Genomic DNA, 22501 nt, shown 5'->3' with positions numbered 1-22501 from the left:
AAGCGACTCCTTCCCCACCGCCCCTTTCTCCACACAATCATCTCGGAATCGAGTCTTCAACAATACTGCGGCGTTAGCGCAACAAGCACAACTTCGTCAATGTGCATAATTATTAGTGTGTATACATTTTTCGTGAGCATCATATCGATAAGAGTAACAGTGGTTGTATGATTGTTAAGACTATCATACACACTCTTACAAATAAAAGGGCAGTCCTTAACAGGAAAAAAGTGTTGCATTTAATAAGCAAAAACTGTATCAACTCTTTCAAGCGGTCACATTTTTCCTTAATGTGGTAACATAATGGTAAACGTTAGATGGAAGGAGGGGCTATCGATTGCAACTCAAGAAGCTCACGTTGTTTACGAATAGATTAGAAGAGTTACGGCAATTTTACATAAGACTATTAAATTTTCCTGTTATTTCAAATTATACTAATCATTTCTGTATCCAAATAGGAAAAAGCTTGCTTGAGTTTTATAAAAGCGACAATCATCACTTCTATCATTATGCATTTAACCTCGCGACTAATCACTTTGAAAGTGCTAAAGGGTACATCCAGTCAAAAATCGAACTGAATGTGGAAGAGGGAGAGGACGAAATCGATTTTGACCAAATGAATGCTCGAGCTTTTTATTTTCATGACCCGGCCGGTAACATCGTCGAATTTATCGTTCGGTTTGATTATAGTGTAGAAAAAAACGAATCGTTCACTATGAAAAGTCTCCTCGATATTGGAGAAATAAGTCTAACTTCAAATGACGTCAAAGGTAATGGTCGAAGGTTAAATCAGCTTGGGCTCCCTGTTCGTAATAACGAGATGATCGATGACCAAGGGTTAAATTTCATTGGTGAAAGTGGGTGCTATATACTATTAGGTCCAGAAAATCGGAAGTGGCTGTTTTCCCCTCAGCTATCTAGTTTACATCCTGAGATAATTGAGCTTGCTGATAGGAGAGTTATCGCATTAGATGAGGATGGGAATATGATGTGTGGAAAAAGGGAGGAATTTCGCTTTGAGTAAAAATACATTGCTAGACATTTTTCATAAGGAATTACGTGTGCAGGCTAATGCATTAGGCTATAAAAGGATAGAAACCAATCATGTGGTGAAACACATTTCCGAACACAACGAAGCTGGATTCATTCTTGCTTCCAATTTGGATGGCACGAATGCGAGAAAAGTCATTCGAGATCAAGTGGATTATTTTAAGGAGCTCGGTCAGCGTTTTGAATGGAAAGTATATAGTTACGATAAGCCAGACAATCTTATGGAAATTTTAATTGAAGAGGGATTTGAAGCGGAAGAACGGGAAGCCTTAATGGTCTTGGAAATTACAGAGAACACAGCTTTGTTATATAAACCTGTTCCACTCCATTTAGTCGAGATATCAGGAAGAGAAGGAATAGGAGAGATTATTTCTTTACTTGATGAAATTTGGAACGAGTCGCATGCAGAACTAGGAGAGCGGTTATGGAGAGATAAACAAAATGATACTGATTCTCTATTTCTTTATGGGATCTATGAAGATGATCACTTAGTGAGCGCAGCCTGGATGTATTTTGAAATGAACTCGTCTTTTGCGAGTCTTTGGGGAGGGGCAACGAGGACGAATTATCGCGGAAAAGGATACTACACGTCTTTATTAACGGCACGGGCTAAGAAGGCTTTAGAAAAAGGATATGGTGTTCTTACGGTTGATGCCAGGCCGATGAGTCGTCCCATCTTAGAAAAGGATGGCTTTGTTTGTCTTGCATATACGTATGGACTGCAATCTCCCGCATTAGGTAGCGAGTGATAGATTTTACCGATCAAATACAGAATTAGCAGGAATTAGACATGACTCATGACCTATATTCGCAGTACTTATAGCGCAAAGGTCGACAAATGCGTTCATTTTATTTAAAATATTGATTGAGAAGTAGTAGGAAATTATAATAATATATCGAATTACTCGAATTACTATTATACGTACTAATCGGATAGGCTAGTTTTGTAAATTTGAGGAGAGATCATATGATTGATTCAACTGGCAGTCTCAAAGTAAATGAGAAGGAAGAATTATACCAGAAAATTATTGAGTATTCATTTGAACCTACGATTATTCACGCTGATCAAAAGGTTCTTTACATTAACCAATCTGGTGCTGATTTTTTAAAAGCCGTACAAGAAGATGTTATCGGTGCATCAGCGTTAGGGATTTTTAAGCCAGATGAAAAAGATGCTATTATTGAACGAATAAGTAAAGTCCTTAAAACGGGCGAGCCAGCTGATCGAATTGAACAAACATTAGTGAAAAGTGATGGCAGTTTTGTAGATGTTGAATTGACTTGCACACCCGTTGAATATGGTGATCGCTCAGCTATTCAGTCTGTAGTAAGAGACATTACTGAACATAAATCAACAGCAAGTCAATTATCAGAAATTAGACACGAAATTAATGAGCTTGCGACAGCGGTTGTTCCTGTTTCAGAGGGTGTTTCTATCATCCCACTAGCAGGGCGGGTAGATATGGATCGCGTCAATCAACTGTTAGACACCATTCCTTTAAAACTCCAGCATCTTGAGCTGGACTATCTGATTATCGATTTTTCAGGAATTTATAAGTTGGATGAGGTCGTCGTTGGGTTCCTTTTTAATATTAATGACATTGTCAAGTTGTTAGGTATTCACCCGATTTTTACAGGTATACGTCCTGAACTGGCTCGTAAGGCGGTCGAAATTGGGAAGGATTTGTCTAAGATGCATACGATTGGAACGGTTAAACAGGCGATTAAACATATAAACAAATAAATAAGATGATAAGAAGCTACTGAGTTTTCCAAATAACAGTAGCTTTTTTGTATTCTGATTTCCATGATACTACGGTTGAAGGTTTCGATCGTTAAGGACCCAAATTTTTCTGAATAAAAGAAAGTCCATAAGTGGAATGGAATGATACACTTTAATTAACAAGGAAAAAGTATTTATATAAACAGGAGACATTACATGCCAAAACATCGATTCAAATTAAGCACAATGATCATTTTTTACGTTTGTTTAGTTGTATTACTTTCATTGTTAATAACCGATTTATTGATTACAGATAATACAGGTGATGATATTCGTGACCAGTTAGAAGAAAAAGCACTTATTGTTTCACGATCAGTAGCAGAATCCCAGATGGTAAGAGAAGAATTAATCGATGACTCAAGTGATCAAGCTATTCAAGAATATGCGATGAGTATTCAAGACGCTTCAGATGTTTTGTTTGTTGTTGTTATGAATATGGAAGGGATTCGTAAGTCTCATCCTGATCCTGATCGGATAGGACATACTTTCGTTGGTGGGGATGAGAAAAGAGTATTGAATGGGGAAGAGTATATATCAACATCAGAAGGAACTTTAGGTCATTCTGTTCGTGCATTCACCCCTATTTTTGCAGAGGACGGAGAGCAAGTTGGTGCTGTCTCTGTTGGTATTTCTTTAGATGCTGTTGAAGCTTCATTGCAAAAAAGTCATCAAAATATTCTCATTGGTTCTTTAATTGGTGTGCTTGTTGGGATTATAGGGGCATTCCTGTTGGCGAGATATATTAAGAAGAGCTTGTTTGGCTTAGAACCCTTTGCCATTGCGAGGATTCATGAAGAGCGAAACCGTATGTTGCATTCTGTTAGAGAAGGAATCATTGCGGTTGATCATCAAGCAAATATCACTCTAGTGAATAAGTCGGCTCGAGAGATTTTTCAAAAAGCCGGAGTTTCTGCAGATGATCCTGTTGGTATGCACATTTCTGATTATCTCCCACAATCTATGCTGGACCGCGTTCTGAACACAGGGGAAGCTGAGTTAGATGAAGAGCAAGTCATTTATGGATCCTCGATTATTGTCAATCGTGTACCTTTAATTGTAAATGATGAAATTGTAGGTGCGATTTCTACATTTCGTGATAAAACAGAGGTGAATCGATTAGCTGAACAGCTGACAGGGGTCAAGTTGTATGCAGAATCACTTCGGGCACAATCCCATGAATTTAGAAATAAGCTTCATGTGCTACTTGGCATGATTAAAATGGGATATTATGATGAAGTCAAATCCTTCATTAAGGAGCTTGTTGATCACCAAATTCAAGAGGCGGAGTCAGTGACAAAATATATTAAAGACCCGGCGTTAGCTGGCTTTATGATTGGTAAATTAAGTTATGCACGTGAGGAAAATGTTGAGCTATTCTTAACGTGTGAAACAGTAATTCCTAAGACAAAAGAATCGGCTGAAACCCACGAATTAATCACCATTTTAGGTAACCTATTGGATAATGCGATTGAAAGCTTTGGGTCACGGGAAGAAAGGCGAATTTCAATTACGATGTCAAATGTGGATGATTTACTGACTGTAACGATGGATGATACAGGCCCTGGCATAGATGAAGATGGTCAGGAAGAGGTGTTTCATAAGGGATTTTCGACAAAAGGCCCGAATAGAGGGTATGGATTATACTTAGTTAAAAGCAGTGTCGATTCACTTGAAGGATCGATTGAAATGGAATCCAAACTCGGAGAGGGAACGAGCTTTCAAATCATAGTACCTTATGAAGCGGAGGAGGGAGAAGAATGATTCAAGTGCTTATTGTAGAAGATGATCCAATGGTGGCAGAGTTAAATAAAAAGTATGTCGAACAAATGAAGGACTTCCGTTTAGTTGGGGTAGCCGCTAATGTTGAGGAGGCCCATCAATGGTTCCAGACAGCAAAAATAGACTTAATGCTTCTAGACGTCTATATGCCAGGTGGTAATGGATTAGACTTGCTAAAGGACTTAAGGGAAAAAAATGAGCAATTAGATGTTATTTTAATTACTGCGGCCTCGGATATCGAACAAATTCAACAATCTTTAAGATTTGGTGCTGTTGACTATTTAATAAAACCTTTTGAATTTGAGCGACTTCATGAATCTTTGACTAAGTATAAAGAAAATCATTCGGTACTTAATGAGAAAAGGAATGTTAGTCAATCTGAGCTTGATCAATTATTTAGTAAGCCAGTTCGTAATCAAAATAAAAGAGTTCAAGTCCCTAAAGGTCTGACAAAAACAACTCTCGAGAGTATAGTTCAAGTTATTTTAAATAAAGGGGAAGTGGCATTTTCTACTGATGACATTGCTAAAGTGACAGATATATCTAGAGTTTCAGTAAGGAAATATCTGAAGTTTCTTAAGGAAATCGACTTTCTCGAAGAAACGCTTATTTATGGAGTAGGCCGTCCGGTTTATCAATATGAACGAAAAGGAAATAGTGAAGTTGAATATGACTTCTCAGTAGAATAGTTGACAAATACACTGGGCAAAGATAGATGGAGGTTATTGTTTGTATTATATAAAATTTTGTCTAATCTTGGGTTAGTGGTGTAATAGCAGCAGTATAAAAAAAGAGGGGTCGATATAATGAATAGTAAAAAAGAAAAAATAATATCTCATTGTGAGCACTCTATTAATTGGGTTAATAATTTAGAAAATCTATCTGAAAACCAATGGAGAACACCGATTGCTGAAGGTAAATGGACAATAGCCGAAGTTGTTGGACACCTTATACCTTGGGATAAGTATTTTATCGAGCGTATTCCGTATTTAATTAATGAATCGGAAATGTCGCCAAGTCCGAATATTGAAGAGGTTAATGAAAATGCCTCTGCAAATAGCAGGAGAAGAAGTAAAGAAGAAATTATTAAGGAATTTATTGAGGTTAGGGAAAATCTTATCAGCAAAATAAGTGAATTAGATGATGATCTATGGGAAAAGGAGTTTAGTATTGGAAACAAGACACTATCACTTTATACTGATTTTTCACGATTAGTAGAGCACGATGAACTTCATTTCACTCAAATAAATCAGCTATTGAATGAGTAGAAAATGATTGTTTCTATTTGCTGCGGTATAAAAGCTGTTCCGTCATCGGTAGGAGGAGAAGGTGGTCGGGGAAATAACTCGCTTTCCGTGGGCGTACGGTGAGCCTCCGTGGACTTCGTCCTACGGGGTCTCACCATGTCCTCTAATCCCACAGGAGTCTCATCATTTCCCCGACCACCTTGCCATGAAGAAGAGCTACGAAACATCAACAAACGATAGAAGTCGGCACGTAGCCATTGATATTACAGCATGTTTATCCCCTATTTTCATGCCGCACAATCTCGGAATAGAGTCTTCAACAATACAGACCGTTAGTTTAGCGTATTTATTCATTTATTTTAACATAAAATCACAATTATCTTTACGCTTATCAAGATTGACATATCAAATAGCACAGCCATAAAATAAGTAGTTCCGATACATTGGAGAAAATGAGAATAACCAGTGTAATTATTACACGATATATCACTATAATTAGCACCCAAAAACGCTTGCACATTTTAATGTCCAAGCGTTTCGTTTTTTTATATTGTCTTGTTCAAATAGAGCCCCGTTAATGAATAATAGAAAGAATTTAAAACATATCGCAAAATGATGTGATCGCAAGTAGATATTTTACTGCTTTTTAAAATCTTCATCTATTAATGGATTTCCTTCTTGGTCAACCATAACGGTTAACCCACCACCAGAACCAGTATTATTCAGCAAATATAGAACCCCTGTCTCATTATCACGAATAACTTTAAACTGTTCTAGTGTGCCCTGTTTATAAATAGCTTCAAAACGGTTGTTTTTCATTTTTTTCTCCCCCTTTATTTTTTATAAAAAAACTTGATTTGTTAAACTATTGCGCGTTAGTTTAAGAATGATTTTTCACAAACTCTCTCTATGTATTTTAACATAAAATTCCTATTTACCTTTCTGTTCTTTGGTTTGATAAACAACATTGCTAAATTTGTTTTTTCTAAAATTACACCCCAAATAACAATCCAATTGGAACCCTGTTTAGTATGCTAATTCCAATGCTATTTCATATGTTAACTTTACATAAACATTGATATAACAGCATTTAATGGATACTCAGATTGTTTAATAAAAGAATGGCGGTTCCGTTGCTTTTCATCAGAGAATGGGGGATGGGAAACCACTCGCTTTCCGCGGGGAAGACGGCAAGCCTTTCCCGCAAGGAGTCTAGAGGTTGCCCAACCCTCATGACTATGAAGAGTGGAACGGAATCCTTTTTATGAAAATCGGAGGTACTGTGTGAATATTGCCATCAAAATAATCTGCTTGTGCCATGAAATTGATTCACTTCTGCCATTAATAGATTCTGTACTATTGATATCTGTAATATAAATTCAGAAACGGTCTTCACAAGGGGAGGTGGTGATGGTAGGCATACACACCAGGTAAGCCTCCTACACTTCATATAAACAGGCTATCACACCCGATTTTTAACAACTTATCTCATGGCTCAATAGATCTATTTCCTGGTCTGTATCAGTCTTCAATACTCCCACGGAAAGCGAGTTATTTCTCCGCCCACCTTCTCCTCCTACCGATGACGAAACAGCCGCACAATCTCGGAATCGAATCTTCAACAATCCTTCACAGACTCTACAATTACCTACTTGGTCTTCGAATTAGTATGCAATTTCGTATGTTTCTCCACCAAAACGGAACTACGTAACCATAAAAATGGTTGCTTTTTTTAATTACAATAAGTTTTTTACTTTCATATTATAGGAAAATTCAGAAATTAATTTTATGATGAAACCTATAAATGTAAGCGATTTCTTTGAGATTGGAGGTCAAAACAATGAATAATACAGAGACAGTAAATCTACACAGAAAATATAAGGGAAAGATAGAGGTCACAAGTAAAGTCCCTGTCATTACAGAAGAGGATTTAAGTTTAGTGTACACACCGGGTGTTGCAGAAATTTGTAAAGAGATTGCTACAAACCCTTCAGCAGCTGACACCTTAACTTCAAAAGGTAATATGGTAGCGATCGTTACTGATGGTACAGCTGTTTTAGGTCTCGGTGATATTGGTCCAAAAGCGGCTTTGCCCGTTATGGAAGGCAAAAGCATTTTGTTTAAAAACTTTGCTGGAATCGACGCCTTTCCACTTTGTTTAGATACAAAAAGCACTGAAGAAATTATATCGATTGTTAAAGCGTTAGCCCCTACATTTTCTGGAATTAATCTAGAAGACATCTCTTCACCAAGATGTTTCGAAATAGAAAAACGTTTAAAAGCAGAATTAGATATACCTGTTTTTCATGATGATCAGCATGGAACAGCCATCGTTGTTTTAGCCGCTCTTATTAATGCACTGAAACTAGTGAAAAAAACTAAAAAGCAATCGAGAATCGTAATTAATGGAGCAGGAGCGGCCGGATTAGCAATTGCTGACCTTTTATTAAATGCAGGTTTTACAGATGTTGTCTTAGTTAGTTTGGAGGGGATTGTAAAGAAAGGTGAACCGTGGCTGAATAAGATGCAAGAGTCTATGGCGGAGAAAACGAATCCCAACCAGGTAAGTGGAAAACTTAGTGATGCAATTACAGGGGCAGATGTTTTCATCGGAGTCTCAGGTCCAGCAGCCTTAAGTAAGGAAGAAATCCATATGATGACTCCCGAACCCATCATTTTTGCGATGGCAAACCCAATTCCTGAGATTTATCCGGAGGAAGCAAAAGATGCAGGAGCAGTGGTGGTTGGAACAGGACGATCAGACTACCCTAATCAAATTAATAACTTGCTTGCCTTTCCGGGGATATTTCGAGGGGCTTTGAACATGAATGTGAGAGATATAACCGTAGATATGAAAATCGCAGCCTCAGAAGGAATCGCTGCAATCGTTTCAGAAGATCAATTAAGTTCGGACTATGTGATTCCTAGAGCTTTAAATGAATCAGTGGCTATGGCAGTTGCTGATGCAGTCGAACAAGCGGTGAAAGAGAAAACGGAAAACTTAGTACATTCCTAAATTACACGTAATATTGAAAGGAGAGATTTACATGCAAAGTTCAGCAGAAAGAGTGAGCGATTATCAGCAATCAAAGGAAAATGTCACTCCATTAAATAATCAAAAGAAATCGATCACAATATTTGGAATGCCTGTTGTGTGGTTCTTTATATTTACGGCAATTACAATGGTCAGCATGTACACAGGTAATTTACCTGGAGGAATGCTCGGCAGCCTACTCATTATGATGGTTCTGGGAGAGCTATTTGGCTGGATTGGTGACCACACCCCCTTTGTTAAAACGTACTTAGGTGGAGGCGCGATTATAGCTATTTTCGGAGCGGCTTACATGGTGTATGCAGGATTTTTACCTGATACTACGGTTACAATGATTACTGATTTTATGAAAACGGGAGGATTCTTAAACTTTTATATTGCCGCCCTTATTACTGGTAGTATTTTAGGAATGAATAAAGAAATTTTAGTTAAAGTTGGTTTAAGATACTTTTTACCGATTTTTGGTGCAGTGATCGGAGCTATGCTTGTTGCTGGTTTGTTAGGATCTTTAGTCGGCTTTTCATTAAGAGACGCGGTTCTTGTTATAACCATGCCAATTATGGGTGGCGGAATGGGAGCAGGTGCTGTTCCAATGAGTCAAATTTATAGCGAATTAATGGGAAATGACCCTAGTTATTATATATCTATGCTCGTCCCAGCTCTAGCTTTAGGAAACGTTTTTGCAATAATTCTTGCAAGTATGCTTAATATCTTAGGGAAGAAGGTCCCTTCACTCACAGGAAATGGACAGCTTCTTAAAGGTTTTGAGTACAAAGAAGAAAAACCGAAGTACGACATTCAAAAAATGGGAGTAGGGTTAATGGCTGCGCTTCTATTTTTTACAGTAGGCACATTACTAGGTGGATTTATTCCTCTACACCCTTATGCTTTAATGATTATTATTGTAGCTATTGCAAAAATTGCTGATGTGATTCCGGCTACTGTATTAGAAGGTGCCAATCAATGGTACAAATTTGTAGCAAAGAACTGGACACTTGCATTACTATTTGGAATTGGAATTGCTTATACGGATTTAAACACAGTAATTGAAGCGTTGACGCTGCAATACATTCTAACTGTATTCGGTGTTATAATCGGAGCCGTCATTGGTGCTGGTTTACTTGGGAAAGTTGTTGGCTTCTATCCGATTGAGTCTGCTATTACTGCTGGATTATGTATGGCTAATATGGGAGGTACAGGAGATGTTGCAGTACTTTCATCTTCTAAAAGAATGGAACTTATGCCGTTTGCACAAATATCTTCTCGTTTAGGTGGAGCCATTATTCTGTTATTAGCAGGATTGATCATACCTCTGTTCATGTAGGAGAAATAAAAGGCGTGCGTTCATTCGTAAGTAGTCTCGGTGAATAATACACGGAATAACTTATCAATTAGCAGACCAAATCGTATAATGATTTGGTCTGTATTTTTTACCGGTGTTTTAAAATGAGCAGTATGGTTGAATAAAGAGTTGGAAAAAAGAATGGTCGGGGAAAACGGCTCGCTTTCTGTGGGTGTATGATGATTCTCCTAGTTTTGATGTGGGGTCTAAATCATGTCTATTCTTATCACAAGATTGATTCTCTTCGTTTTCCATGCCATATGGAGGACGCGTAACCACTTTGAAAAAGTCTATTTTAAGTCAAGGAAAGACAATCTTATTGAAAAAACGCTTGGATTCTGGTTTCCGTTACAAAGGATGGCGTTAGAAGGTCGGGGAAATAACTCGCTTTCCGTGGGCATGTGGTGAGCTTCCTCAGGCTACGCCTGCTGGATCTCACCGATCATGTTCATCCCAGCTCTTACGTCTTATAAGTACGAAAGCTACATCCGTTCATCAATCCTATCGGTGTTATCCAGCTCCAGCGCCTAGCGGCTAGTGAGACTTCCCTCGCTTCTGTACGATAAGTCAACATCGAATCACGATGTTCTTCGTGTTTCCTTTATCTCCGACAGCTCAGTCCAGTCCATACGCCGCTGACCAAGGCGCCTCCGCTTTTAAAGGAGGAGTCTCGCAATTTCCCGGACCTTCTTGCTTTCGTAAGGAGAACGGAAGCATCAGATGTGGTGATTCAAGTGAAAAGCACTCCTTATGAGTGAGAATTGGGCTGGAAGGTGCTTTCATGAATATCGCTTAAAGCCTCGGATAATTCAATAAAAGAATGGCGGTTCCGTTGCTTTTCATCGGAGAATGGGGATGGGAAACGACCCGCTTTCCGCGGGCAGACGCCGAGTCTTCTCGAGCTTTGCTATGGCAACTGAAAAACGTAATATAAGAGAACAATAACTAAATCAATCAATATAAAGAAGGCAAAGACGATGGGATCACCGATATAGTGGGTGGTCTCATTGTATTTTTCTTTGTAAAGACTTTTTTAGTGGTTTCGCTTTGCTCTGTGGGGCTCGTCTATTCCGCTTGTCCCTGCCCTCTCTGCTTTATTTTCACGAACGGACCCGAATAGGAGGCCTTCCTCCATAATGAAAATAGAGGATAAACATGCTGTTATATCAATAGCTAAGTGCCGACTTCATAGATTCGTAGATGTTCCGACCACCTTCTCCTCCTACTGATGACGGAACAGCCGCACAATCTCGGAGTCGTAATTAGCACGTTGACAACGGCTATTGTCATTATGTTATTTGAGTTGTGATTTTGTATAATAAGTCAAGTGTTATTATCCCATAATCATTGATGTATAAGGGGAAAACAAGAGACCAAATCATATGCGATTTGGTCTGCTAATTCGTATGTTTCTCCACCGAAACGGATCTACTTATGGATTATCCAGTGCGTTTTTATGTGCTATTTTAGGAGTGCTTCCAATGTTTTACACTTTCTTCACAGTATCGGAACTGCTTACGTTCATTTGCACGCCTTCTTTTGTATAGATATGTATGACTCTTCGAAAATGGTATATTGAATGAGAGTTGACTAGCTTATTATGAAACAAAAGAATTTTTGTACATGTCGTGTAATGAAACGTGAACTTATATAAATCGTATATAAAGTGAGGTAGTAATGAGTGGCGATATTAGCTTTACTTTTGTTTGAAGAAATTAAGTATAATATTTCACTATATCTTATCAATAGTTTTCATTATGATAGGTTATTATAAGCTTGTTTACATGATTAAGTTTGAATAGAAAAAGAGGAGTCATCATGGTTTGTGGTTTATTATATAGAAGTGGTTGAGTAATACCGAAATGAAGTAGAATAGTAGTCGTAACATTTTACTAGTATTTTAGTAGAAATATGAAGGGACGTGCAGAATGAAACGATCTACAGAAACATTATCATTGCGACCTTATGAAGATCAAGATGAAGAGTTCTTAATGACTATGTTGTCTGACCCTGAAATGATGCGTTTCATTGGGAATGGACAGACGAAAGATAAAAAGGGTACAAGGCAATTTCTGAATTGGATTTATAATACATACGAAAGTGGTTCAGAATTTGGATTACAACAAATTTTTAGAAAAGATGACGAAACACCAGTAGGCCATGCCGGCTTGGTTCCGCAAATAGTGGATGGCAAGAAGGAGATAGAAATAGGGTATTGGATTTGCCGTCAATACTGGGGACTTGGTTATGCAAAAGAAGTGGCTAAGGCACTTAAAGAGTATGGCCTGCAGGTATTAGGTGAGCCAAGACTGATTGCCTTAATTCAACCTGGAAACGTCGCTTCTATTGTAATAGCTGAGAAAATTGGAATGAGTCTTGAAAAAGAGATTGTGTTTTCAGACCAAGATGTTCTTGTTTACTCAGTATCTTGATTTTTATACGCTCAAAGGTTAAAAGATTTACTTTTAAAATGGAAAATTTAATTAATAAAATGAAGGAGATAAATAATTATGTTTACTTTAACAATTGATAATAATTTATCACTGAAATTACTTGAAAAGGGTGATGCCAAAGAATTGTTTGCTTTGGTAGACGAGTCAAGAAATTACTTAAGGGAGTGGCTTCCGTGGGTGGATAGCATGAAACAAGAGGAGGATTATGTGCCGATAATCGAAGAGTGGCTGAAGCAATTTTCTCTTAGTGATGGCTTTCAAGTAGGCATTTTCTACAAAAGAAAGTTAGTGGGAATGACTGGATTTCACGGGATTGATTGGTCGAACAGAAAAACTAGCATCGGTTACTGGTTATCCGAAAAGTATCAAGGTCATGGGATTATAACAAGATCAGTAAAGGCATTAATCGATTATGCCTTTGCAGAATATAACCTTAATCGTGTTGAAATTCAATGTGGTGTTGATAATCAAAAAAGTAGAGGTATTCCAGAAAGCATAGGTATGACGCAAGAAGGAGTGATTAGAGAGGGGGAGTATTTGTATGACCATTACCATGATTGCATTATGTACAGTATCCTTTCAAAGGAATGGATGCCAGAGAATAGATAGAAAAGATATCACTCTTGAGGTGTCTAATTGAATTGAAAAATTGAATACATTTTATCTAATATCAGAAATAGAAAGACCAGTAGTAATAAATGGTTAGTAAGTGAAGCTGAGAGGTGGCTTGACGTTCATAACTCGTCAAGGGTGCTACATATCGAACTATAGAAGATTAGGGAGTGGTAGAGAAATGATAGAGGCTGTCTTCTTTGATTTGGATGGGACGTTGTTAAATCGAGATCAGTCAGTAAAGAGCTTCATTTATAATCAACACGAACGATTGAATTCATCGATAGGTCATATATCAAAAGAAAGCTATACTACTAGATTTATCGAACTTGATGATCGAGGGTATGTTTGGAAGGATAAAGTGTATAAACAACTAGTTCATGAATTTGATATCACGGAAATAACCTGGGGAGATTTACTACACGATTACATAACTCAATTTAAGCACCATAGTGTTCCATTTCCTAATCTGCATAGTATGTTAGAGGAATTGAAAAGTAACCATCTCCGTCTAGGGTTAGTCACAAATGGAAAAGGGAATTTTCAATTGGATAACGTAAAGGCTTTAGGTATCGAGAATTATTTTGAAGCAGTCCTAGTCTCTGAATGGGAAGGGGTGAAGAAACCTGATCCTCGAATTTTTAAAAAAGCTTTAGACCAACTGAAAGTCTCGGCTAATCAAAGTATATTTGTTGGAGATAATCCAGAAAAAGACGTTCATGCTGCTCAAAGCGTAGGTATGAAAGGTGTTTGGAAAAGGGATCCCCAATGGAATAATGTTGAAGCTGATTTCATAATTGAAGATTTAGCAGAATTACCTTTAATTGTAACGGGATCATCGAGGTTAAAATAATAAATCGCATACGAATCAGGTGTACAAATCGCACGTCGATTAGTGCCTCATTTTTTAAGTGAATTTAGCAACGGTCACAATCCACTTGAGCGTTTTTTACATAATTAATTTATCTTCTTTCTTCAACTAAAGCACTATTATATGGACAGAAAATTTTTTTCAATTTAAAATGGTACGATTATTGGCTATGTTAAGCGATAATGTGCATTTAAATTTAGATTTGTTAGCTTAGCAGGAGACGTTTTGTCCGCAAAACAAGCGGGATGATTGACTGGAGGGGAATTTACATTTTTCTTTTCCACTTTGGTAAATAAATTAGAGTGACAGCAAGCTCTTTTATTAACGATCCGGTATTTTAATTGGTATACTTACTAACAGGTATAACGTAAAGGAGGAGAGAAGTGCGTATAATTTTCGAAGTGTATTCTTGAAATGAAGGTATTTAAACATATTATATAGTAAATAAACTAACACTACTTTCTGTTACATATAATGCCATACTAGCCAAATAGTTGTTAAAAGAGTAGTTAGATAGGAAAGGTGTTTTTAGGTTCATGCTACATAATCCCAAAGGAAAAGAGCGTTTAGGATTAGCTTTTCTTCTCGGCATGCTTGGAATATTAGGACCACTTAATATTGACATGTATTTGCCAAGTTTCCCCGGTATAGCAAATGATTTAGGGGCTAGTGCTTCGCTTGTACAGCTAAGTTTAACGACTTGTTTAATCGGACTTGCGGTCGGTCAAATCGTTGTCGGGCCGATTAGTGATGCCCGGGGTAGAAAGAGACCCTTAATGATATCGATTTTCTTATTTGCTGTATCATCGCTTCTTTGTGCATTAGCTCCCAATATTATTACATTGATTGCCGCCCGATTTTTACAAGGTTTCACTGCTTCAGCAGGTGTAGTGCTTTCTCGTGCGGTCGTTCGTGATGTGTTTAGCGGAAGAGACCTTACGAAATTTTTTGCGCTTTTAATGGTTATCAATGCAACTGCGCCTATGATAGCTCCAATGGCAGGTGGAGCTATCCTGCTTTTGCCATTTGCAAGCTGGAATACGATTTTCTACTTTTTAAGTTTTCTCGGTCTGCTCATTGTTTTTACTGTGGCTATGAAGTTAAAGGAAACCTTACCTGAAGATAAGCGGATACCAAGTACGCTTGGACATTCTCTTCGTACGATAGGTAGTATTTTGAAAGATCGATCTTTTATTGGTTACGCATTGACTATCGGATTTATCCATGGAGGAAGTTTTGCATATGTATCTGGGACGCCTTTCGTGTATCAAGGTATTTATAATGTGTCTCCTCAGGTCTTTAGTGTTCTCTTTGGTATTAATGGTTTAGCTATTATTACAGGGAGTTTTATTATTGGGCGTTTGGGTGGAATCATTCATGAAAGGAGTTTGCTTCGAACAGCGGTGATTATTGCTGTAAGTGCAACTTCTGTACTTCTTATCATGACAATTATCGAAGGGCCACTGCCTACGCTTGTGATCCCGATATTTATTTACATGACTTCTATGGGAATGATTTTGACAAGTACCTTTACACTAGCGATGCAAAATCAAGGACATCGTGCAGGGAGTGCAAGTGCTGTGTTAGGTATGCTTCCGTTATTATTTGGGTCGATGGTCTCACCACTTGTTGGTATTAATGAGACGACAGCTATTCCTATGGGAGCAACATTATTCACAACTTCGTTTATTGGTTCCATAGCCTTCTTTAAATTAACGAAGAAGAACCAAACAGAACAAGCTTGATTGGATTTGAAGGGCTGAGTCCCTTCATTTTTTTATTTTCGTATGGTTAAAGGTCATTTTCAAATACTTTCTTATGACGCAAAGGGAGAAGGGCTATAATTGAATTTATCTTTATACATTTAGCGTAGTGAGTTATACATCTAACCAGATATATTTCCCGTGGAAAGCGAGCTATATACGATCGCCTTCTCCTCATGCCGATATTTCCACCATTCTATATTATAACTAATGAATACAAATTGTCCGTATACTTCGGACGAGGCGAGTCTGAAACAAGAGCCTATAAAAAAAGTAGTTCAGTTACAGGGGTACAAGTTGTGTTTTTGTACTCCAAAACTGAACTACTTAGGCTAATGCCTTATGCTGTTTAGGTTTCTTGTAGACTTTTGTTTTTAAGTGCTTTTTCTTTTTCAATTTGCTTACTTCTAAGTTGACCACAAGCTGCATCAATATCCGTTCCGTGCTCGGTACGAACACCACATTTAATCCCACGATCCATTAAGGTCTGATAGAAGGTAAGAATGGCTTCTTTTTCACTCCGTTCGTACGGGTTGTCAGCGACAGGATTGTACGGAATTAAGTTGACGTACGATAAATGGCGCTTGTTGTGGAGTAAATTAGCGAGCTCTTCAGCTTCTTTCTTGTGATCGTTGACATCTTTTAACAATATATACTCAAAAGTAATACGACGGTTTGTTTTCTTTAAATAGTAATCGATCGCCGGCATTAGTGTTTCTAATGGATAGGCTCGATTAATTTTCATGATTTGTGAGCGAAGTTCATTGTTGGGTGCGTGAATGGATAAGGCTAAGTTGATCTGAATCCCTTCATCCGCAAATTCGTACATTTTTGGTGCGATTCCACTAGTGGATACTGTAATGTGACGTGCACCGATAGACAAGCCTTTTTGATCATTGACTACATTCAAGAAGTCGATCAAGTTTTCGTAGTTATCGAAAGGTTCGCCAATCCCCATAACAACAATGTGGCTAACACGTTCATCTTGATTCTGTTGATCCAGGTGCTGTTGAACTTGCATAATTTGTTCGACAATCTCACCACTTGATAAGTCGCGTTGTTTACGTAAAACACCACTTGCGCAGAACGAGCAGCCAATGTTACAGCCAACCTGCGTGGTCACACAAACCGAAAGTCCATAGTTAAAACGCATAAGCACGGTTTCGATTACGTTTCCATCGTCCAACTTAAATAGAAATTTAACCGTGCCGTCTTTTGATTCTTGTTTAATTTCTTCTCTTAAAGTCCCTATCGTAAAATGTTCATCTAAAAGATCAATACTGGATTGGTTCAAGTTTTTCATCTGTGAAAAATCAGTCACACGTTTTTGGTAGAGCCAATTCCACACTTGTTTAGAACGAAACTTCTTCTCTCCATGTTCTTCAAGCCAGGCGGTCAGTTGTTCAAGCGTTAATCCGTATATGGATTGTTTCATAGATACGCTCCTCTTTAAAAAAATTCGCTATTCCCATAGTAATCGATTTGGAGTGAGTAAACAACCAATAAATTATAATCCTAATTTTGGCTCAACTTAAAGTGATAGGGATATTCAGTGTTAATACTCGTTCACTATCTACATTCTCCAACTATTCAGCTACTATGAATCGCAAAGATTTTGTAAAAACATTTGGTAGCAAGAATTAAAAAAAGATTTGAAACACAACCTATATATTGAGGTGGAAAAATGAAAAAACAACCTAAAAAGAAATTTGGTTTTCCTACAGAAACAAATACAAATGGGGAAATAAGTGTGGAAAATAGACGAAGTTCTAATCAACCATTTGATATAGAATACAGGTTTGCAGGAGACTCAGTTGATGAGCATAAACAGCTTGAGTCCGCCAATGAAGAACTTGCCAAAAAGGAAATTTCTCAGACATTTAATAATTCATAACAAAGCAATTGAAAGTGGAAAACAAATACTTTAGTTTTAGAAAAGGATGTTAATATTTATGGGCAACCAACGTGGGATGATGACTTCTCTGTTAGCTTTAGGTGCAACTGGAGCAGCTGTTTATGGAATTTCTAAAGGTGTCAGAAATGGTACCTTTCAACAGATTCCTCAAATGGTTTCTAATGGACTTAACAATCAACAAAATCAACAATTGACAAACATATTAGAAAAGGTTAAAAATAACCAAACATTACAGCAAGTGTCAGACAATAATGAGCAGGCTTTGCAACAAGTGTCAGCAGTACATGATATGAGTAATCAATCGTTCCAACAGGTGTCAGATCCTGTGGGTGAAATGGATCAAAGATTACAACAAGTTTCAGATCCAAACCAATGACATAACTAATAAGAGCATAAGGCTAAAAATGAGCGGCTTTTCCATTAGGGAGGGGCCGCTTTTTAAAATAAGATATGTTAAAAATATAAGCTGTTACTACTTTTACTTAAGTAAGTTCTCCTACTAATTTCAAAAGTATATTTTCAACATGTTTCTGCACAATAAGGTAGAGGATTTCTTAGGTACATATTTAGCATTCAAAATAGAGGTGGGTGTTGAGAGTTATGTTTTTATTTATAGGGACATTGATTTTATTATTACTCGTAACTATTGTCATGGTACGGTTTATGGGTAAATCAGCATTAGCTCAGTTCACTCCTCATGATTTTATTATTATCTTTTTCATTATTACACTTGCTGTTAAACCGATTGAAGTTGATGGGATTGGCCAAGCACTAATAGGAATCGGTATTGTTATTACAATACATATTGTTTTATCAAGACTTAATCTTCTTAGGGTGTTTAATCGTATAGTTATCGGAGAGCCAAGCATTTTGATTAAACACGGTAAGCTAATTAAATCAAATCTAGAAAAAAATCGCTTTCCTTTAGGAGAACTATTATCAAGTATTAGAAGTAAAGGATACCCTGATATTATAGACATACAGTATGCGATCTTAGAACCGAATGGTGATATTAGTGTAATGCCTAAAGAACATAACCTGCCAGTGACCCCTAAAATGTTAGGTTATAAAATAGAATACGAAGGGTTGCCTATAGCTGTAGTGATCGAAGGAAAAGTGCAGCATCATAATTTAAATTTAATTCAAAAAGATGAAGAATGGTTAATAAACAAACTCAAAGCTGCAGGTTACTCAAATTTAAAAAGTATTTTTTATGCTACAGTCCGTGATACCAATCATTCGTTAAAAGTCGATAATGGAAATGGAGACCTCGGTGCTATATAATTTTCTAGTCATAAGGGTACAATGGTTATAAAGGGAATTATTATTTTTATCTAAATCAACCTTGTTAAGGGTGGTCTTATTTTGAATGTCAGAATCGAAGTTACTTATAAAACACCAAAACGAACCGAGACAATATTCAGTTCGGATGAGATGCAGGCTGGGAAAGCCATATTAATTGCTGAGGATTTAGAGAAAACAGGGCGTGCGAAGAGTTTAACGTTCATTGATAGTTATGATCATACATGGACGTTGAAAGAATTAAAGGAATATATGAAGGGCATTCAGACCGAACCACACAACGTCACGGTGTATTTTGATGGTGGTTTTGATCGAGAAACGAAAAGATCAGGTTTAGGTTGTGCGATCTATTATGAGCAAAATGGAAAAGCGTTTCGCCTTCGTAAAAATGCGTTAGTCGAACAACTTGATACGAATAATGAGTCGGAGTATGCAGCACTTCATCTTGGACTAAAAGAATTGGAACTTTTAGGTGTTCATCATTTGCCTGTTAAATTTATAGGAGACTCCCAAGTTGTTATCAATCAGTTAAAAGAAGAATGGGCGTGTTTTGATGAAGAATTATCAAAATGGGCTGATCGAGTTGAAAGTAAACTAAAGAAGTTAGGTATTGATCCAGATTATAGACTCGTGTCACGGAAAGATAATCAGGAAGCAGATCAGTTAGCCTCCCAAGCATTAAAGGAAATTGAAATAACGAGTACAAGTGAAACGTAGAAAACAATAGCTTCGAAGGCGTCATGATCCATCCGTGTCGATTCAGTGGAGGGGTCTTGATGCTTTTCTGTGTACAATATTTTCTTATAGAAAACTTTTCCTGCGTAGATGATTCCCGCTCTTGCGCATGATAGAATAAAAAAAGAAGTAACATTTAGTTTATTTTATTTATGCAACCCTAATAAACACACCATGAAAAGCGCAGGGTATTTTATCTAATATTTCCGTGAAAATTGGTTGGTATTAGAATAGCTTCATGAAGGAGAGAGATACATACATGGATCCGTTAGATATTGTTGGAAATCTACATAATATAAAGCCTGTTTATCAACCAATTGTAAGTGCTATCAGACATACAGTCATTGGTTATGAAGTATTAGGTCGAGTTTACAATGGTGAAGAATGGGTAAGTCTTGGTGCATTTTTTCATGATACGGATGTACCTGACGAGTTTAAAGTGGATGTGGATCAGCACTTATTGCACATAGCAATCACTGAAATGATTGAGGCGAACAAGGATGGTTATTTATTTATTAATCGAAATGCTCAACAATTAATGGTGAATGACGGGGAAGACTTATTGCAAACGTTAATTATGTTTGAGCAAAAAGGGTTTTCGATGAACAGAATAGTGTTAGAGGTGACAGAACATGATTTTGATGAAGAATTTGAAAATCTGAATCACCTACTTCTCTATTATAAAACGTATGGGATCCAGGTTGCTGTTGACCAAATTGGGGCGAAAAGCTCTAACATTGACCGTATCCGTCAGCTCGAGCCTAACATCTTAAAAATTGATACAGGTATTATTCGTAACCATAACTCAGATGGCTTTCATGATATTATGTATTCTTTATCTATGTTAGCGCAGCGTATAGGGGCTGAGTTGCTTTTTGAAAATATTGAGGATAATTTTCAGCTACATTTTGCATGGAAACATGGAGGACGTTATTACCAAGGACACTATTTAGCGAAACCAGGGTTTGACCTTGCAGTTAACGATTTATTATCTGTGAATGTTGGACAAAGGGTCGCTGAATACATTTCACGTGAAAAGTCTTTAGTGCAACAGCGGATGAATCACGTTTTACACTGGGAACAAAAGGTTAAGGATTTACTTCCGCAATGGGAAGGTACGAAAAAAGCAGATTTGTTTCTCGAGAGTCTTATTAGTCAATTTGATGAGGAAAGCTTTCGTATGTTCGTTTGTGACAGTGATGGTGATCAAGTGTCTTCCAACTTTAGAAAGCATGAAGATCTATGGAAGGCTGAGCCACAAAAGAAAGGTTCTAATTGGGCGTTTCGTCCGTATTTTTTAGAAAATACGATGCAAATGAAAACCTGGAGCAGAGGCATCTTATCTGAGAATTATTCGGATATTGAGACAAGGGAAATGATACGTACGTTTAGTTTCCCGTTAACGAATGATCATTTTTTGTTTATTGATCTTTGTTATTCGTTTATTTATGAGAATGAATCTTTGCTCATTTAAATTATTCACATATAGAGAAGTCGTGAACCTGGCGATCGTTTCCTATTAAAAAATCTTTGAAAACTATTATAAATTGTAGCTTACAGCTTGATTTGTATCACTAATTTTGCCGTGTTTGTAACTAAATAAAAAAACTCAGTTCACTGAATTAAGTAGTTCGGTGGGGAAATTTTTGAAATAGCATACTTATTAGCAGACCAAATCGCATTTGATTTGGTCTTTTATTTTTCCCTTATAATTCAAGTGTTATGGGAAATTAACACTTGAATTATCATACAAAATCGCAACCCAAAAACATAATGACAATAGCTGATGCCAACGTGCTAATTACTATGTTAATTGGTATGCTATTTGCTAATGTCTCAAAGTTGATTTTTCTATAATATGGGTATTTAGTTTAACAAGCAAATAACAAACAAAACACTTGGGCATTAAAATTAAATAGTTCAGTTTTGGAGTACAAAAACATATTTAGAGGGAAAAATAGCAACAGAATTATCGAACCAATTAACATACTAAATAACATTACAATTGGTAAAGAAAAACGCTTGGACATTTTAATGTCCAAGCGTTTTTCTTTATATTTCTTCTTCAACTAAAGAATCCTTTACTTGAAGACTCAGCTTCGAGAGATGTTGTTTCCGTTATGGTTGAAAGCGTTTGGAGGTCCGGGAAATCACTCGCTTTCCATGGGCATGTGGCGAGCTTCCTCGGGCTATCGCCCTGCAGGATCTCACCGATCATGTTCATCCCATAGGAGTCTCGCGATTTCCCGGACCTCCTTGCATTTGTGTGGAAACGAAAACCTCAGGAGGTGGTTCTTCTAATAGTAGGCATAGGCTATTCATAGATGGGAGTTTGCAACTGCACACTTGTTCCATATGGTGTAGCGAACACAGAAGACGACTCATGGCAGTAGGGCCGTTCATTAAAAGCAAAGGATGGGTGGCTAGGAAACGGGGAGATTCCCAAGCCCCCGCTTCGATGTGTGAGGAACGAATCCCTTTCCCAGAAGGACTATCTTCCACTATCCGTGTTCTATTGCAATGAACTTCTCTATATCAAGGATTTTAATAGGACCGCCCGCTATCAAGATTTGCATGCAAACTTAGGAATGGCTGCC

At 37.4% G+C, this 22501-nt stretch carries 19 protein-coding genes; 17 read left to right on the top strand and 2 right to left on the bottom strand.

Features of this window, described 5'->3' with window-relative positions; all coding sequences use genetic code 11:
• Positions 1-337: 337 nt before the first annotated feature.
• From ACFQIC_RS15950 to ACFQIC_RS15925, 6 genes are all read left to right on the top strand, one after another.
• Positions 338-1024, top strand: coding sequence for a glyoxalase (locus ACFQIC_RS15950; RefSeq protein WP_204711657.1), 687 nt, complete (start codon positions 338-340; stop codon positions 1022-1024).
• Complete coding sequence (locus ACFQIC_RS15945) at positions 1017-1799, top strand: GNAT family N-acetyltransferase (RefSeq protein WP_204711655.1); 783 nt, start codon at positions 1017-1019, stop codon at positions 1797-1799. Before ACFQIC_RS15950 ends, ACFQIC_RS15945 begins: the two co-directional genes overlap by 8 nt.
• Positions 1800-2017: 218 nt before the next feature.
• Positions 2018-2794, top strand: coding sequence for a PAS domain S-box protein (locus ACFQIC_RS15940; RefSeq protein WP_204711653.1), 777 nt, complete (start codon positions 2018-2020; stop codon positions 2792-2794).
• 195 nt (positions 2795-2989) lie between these two features.
• Positions 2990-4594, top strand: coding sequence for a DcuS/MalK family sensor histidine kinase (gene dcuS, locus ACFQIC_RS15935; protein ID WP_204711651.1), 1605 nt, complete (start codon positions 2990-2992; stop codon positions 4592-4594).
• A complete protein-coding gene (locus ACFQIC_RS15930) occupies positions 4591-5301 on the top strand; it encodes a response regulator (RefSeq protein WP_204711649.1) in 711 nt (236 codons plus the stop codon). The genes dcuS and ACFQIC_RS15930 overlap by 4 nt, the downstream gene beginning before the upstream one ends.
• A gap of 117 nt (positions 5302-5418) precedes the next feature.
• Complete coding sequence (locus ACFQIC_RS15925; RefSeq protein WP_204711647.1) at positions 5419-5880, top strand: DinB family protein; 462 nt, start codon at positions 5419-5421, stop codon at positions 5878-5880.
• A gap of 615 nt (positions 5881-6495) precedes the next feature.
• Here ACFQIC_RS15925 and ACFQIC_RS15920 read toward each other — a convergent pair.
• Complete coding sequence (locus ACFQIC_RS15920) at positions 6496-6678, bottom strand: DUF6440 family protein (RefSeq protein WP_204711645.1); 183 nt, start codon at positions 6676-6678, stop codon at positions 6496-6498.
• A 1021-nt stretch (positions 6679-7699) separates the two neighbouring features.
• Here ACFQIC_RS15920 and ACFQIC_RS15915 point away from each other — a divergent pair.
• The 6 genes from ACFQIC_RS15915 (at position 7700) to ACFQIC_RS15890 (ending at position 15934) form a co-directional block, all read left to right on the top strand.
• A complete protein-coding gene (locus ACFQIC_RS15915) occupies positions 7700-8875 on the top strand; it encodes an NAD(P)-dependent malic enzyme (protein WP_204711643.1) in 1176 nt (391 codons plus the stop codon).
• A gap of 31 nt (positions 8876-8906) precedes the next feature.
• A complete protein-coding gene (locus ACFQIC_RS15910; RefSeq protein ID WP_204711641.1) occupies positions 8907-10235 on the top strand; it encodes a 2-hydroxycarboxylate transporter family protein in 1329 nt (442 codons plus the stop codon).
• A gap of 1946 nt (positions 10236-12181) precedes the next feature.
• A complete protein-coding gene (locus ACFQIC_RS15905) occupies positions 12182-12685 on the top strand; it encodes a GNAT family N-acetyltransferase (protein ID WP_204711639.1) in 504 nt (167 codons plus the stop codon).
• Positions 12686-12763: 78 nt separating this feature from the next.
• Positions 12764-13315 (top strand): GNAT family N-acetyltransferase, encoded by a 552-nt coding sequence (locus tag ACFQIC_RS15900; protein ID WP_204711637.1) that lies wholly within the window; start codon positions 12764-12766, stop codon positions 13313-13315.
• A gap of 184 nt (positions 13316-13499) precedes the next feature.
• Positions 13500-14171, top strand: a complete 672-nt coding sequence (locus ACFQIC_RS15895) for an HAD family hydrolase (RefSeq protein ID WP_204711635.1) — start codon at positions 13500-13502, stop codon at positions 14169-14171.
• A 554-nt stretch (positions 14172-14725) separates the two neighbouring features.
• Positions 14726-15934, top strand: a complete 1209-nt coding sequence (locus tag ACFQIC_RS15890) for a Bcr/CflA family efflux MFS transporter (RefSeq protein WP_204711633.1) — start codon at positions 14726-14728, stop codon at positions 15932-15934.
• 367 nt (positions 15935-16301) lie between these two features.
• Here the strand turns inward: ACFQIC_RS15890 and rlmN are convergent, their stop codons facing one another.
• Positions 16302-17387: a dual-specificity RNA methyltransferase RlmN gene (gene rlmN / locus ACFQIC_RS15885; RefSeq protein WP_204711631.1), complete on the bottom strand. Its 1086-nt coding sequence runs from the start codon at positions 17385-17387 to the stop codon at positions 16302-16304.
• A gap of 249 nt (positions 17388-17636) precedes the next feature.
• Here rlmN and ACFQIC_RS15880 point away from each other — a divergent pair, with 249 nt between their 5' ends.
• The 5 genes from ACFQIC_RS15880 to ACFQIC_RS15860 all read left to right on the top strand — a co-directional run bounded on the left by ACFQIC_RS15880 (position 17637) and on the right by ACFQIC_RS15860 (position 21378).
• Positions 17637-17846 (top strand): hypothetical protein, encoded by a 210-nt coding sequence (locus tag ACFQIC_RS15880; protein WP_204711629.1) that lies wholly within the window; start codon positions 17637-17639, stop codon positions 17844-17846.
• 58 nt (positions 17847-17904) lie between these two features.
• Entirely contained in the window at positions 17905-18243 is a 339-nt protein-coding gene (locus ACFQIC_RS15875) for a hypothetical protein (RefSeq protein WP_204711627.1), read from the top strand.
• Between the two features lie 212 nt (positions 18244-18455).
• Positions 18456-19151, top strand: a complete 696-nt coding sequence (locus ACFQIC_RS15870; protein WP_390217400.1) for a DUF421 domain-containing protein — start codon at positions 18456-18458, stop codon at positions 19149-19151.
• An 81-nt stretch (positions 19152-19232) separates the two neighbouring features.
• The gene (locus ACFQIC_RS15865; protein WP_204711625.1) at positions 19233-19886 is read left to right on the top strand and encodes a reverse transcriptase-like protein; all 654 of its coding nucleotides are present in this window, start codon (positions 19233-19235) and stop codon (positions 19884-19886) included.
• Positions 19887-20163: 277 nt separating this feature from the next.
• Positions 20164-21378: an EAL domain-containing protein gene (locus ACFQIC_RS15860; protein WP_204711623.1), complete on the top strand. Its 1215-nt coding sequence runs from the start codon at positions 20164-20166 to the stop codon at positions 21376-21378.
• Positions 21379-22501 lie beyond the last annotated feature (1123 nt).

This window comes from Halobacillus seohaensis, assembly GCF_042663045.1.
Lineage (GTDB): Bacteria > Bacillota > Bacilli > Bacillales > Halobacillaceae > Halobacillus_A > Halobacillus_A seohaensis.
The sequence above is the reverse complement of the archived record's forward strand: the minus strand, read 5'-3'. Positions and strand labels throughout refer to the sequence as shown.

What these genes read in the sequence shown, in the direction of transcription:
- ACFQIC_RS15940 (WP_204711653.1), top strand. Translation starts at nt 2,018, where the DNA reads ATGATTGATTCAACTGGCAGTCTCAAAGTAAATGAGAAGGAAGAATTA.
- dcuS (WP_204711651.1), top strand. Translation starts at nt 2,990, where the DNA reads ATGCCAAAACATCGATTCAAATTAAGCACAATGATCATTTTTTACGTT.
- ACFQIC_RS15930 (WP_204711649.1), top strand. Translation starts at nt 4,591, where the DNA reads ATGATTCAAGTGCTTATTGTAGAAGATGATCCAATGGTGGCAGAGTTA.
- ACFQIC_RS15925 (WP_204711647.1), top strand. Translation starts at nt 5,419, where the DNA reads ATGAATAGTAAAAAAGAAAAAATAATATCTCATTGTGAGCACTCTATT.
- ACFQIC_RS15920 (WP_204711645.1), bottom strand. Translation starts at nt 6,678, where the DNA reads ATGAAAAACAACCGTTTTGAAGCTATTTATAAACAGGGCACACTAGAA.
- ACFQIC_RS15915 (WP_204711643.1), top strand. Translation starts at nt 7,700, where the DNA reads ATGAATAATACAGAGACAGTAAATCTACACAGAAAATATAAGGGAAAG.
- ACFQIC_RS15910 (WP_204711641.1), top strand. Translation starts at nt 8,907, where the DNA reads ATGCAAAGTTCAGCAGAAAGAGTGAGCGATTATCAGCAATCAAAGGAA.
- ACFQIC_RS15905 (WP_204711639.1), top strand. Translation starts at nt 12,182, where the DNA reads ATGAAACGATCTACAGAAACATTATCATTGCGACCTTATGAAGATCAA.
- ACFQIC_RS15900 (WP_204711637.1), top strand. Translation starts at nt 12,764, where the DNA reads ATGTTTACTTTAACAATTGATAATAATTTATCACTGAAATTACTTGAA.
- ACFQIC_RS15895 (WP_204711635.1), top strand. Translation starts at nt 13,500, where the DNA reads ATGATAGAGGCTGTCTTCTTTGATTTGGATGGGACGTTGTTAAATCGA.
- ACFQIC_RS15890 (WP_204711633.1), top strand. Translation starts at nt 14,726, where the DNA reads ATGCTACATAATCCCAAAGGAAAAGAGCGTTTAGGATTAGCTTTTCTT.
- rlmN (WP_204711631.1), bottom strand. Translation starts at nt 17,387, where the DNA reads ATGAAACAATCCATATACGGATTAACGCTTGAACAACTGACCGCCTGG.
- ACFQIC_RS15880 (WP_204711629.1), top strand. Translation starts at nt 17,637, where the DNA reads ATGAAAAAACAACCTAAAAAGAAATTTGGTTTTCCTACAGAAACAAAT.
- ACFQIC_RS15875 (WP_204711627.1), top strand. Translation starts at nt 17,905, where the DNA reads ATGGGCAACCAACGTGGGATGATGACTTCTCTGTTAGCTTTAGGTGCA.
- ACFQIC_RS15860 (WP_204711623.1), top strand. Translation starts at nt 20,164, where the DNA reads ATGGATCCGTTAGATATTGTTGGAAATCTACATAATATAAAGCCTGTT.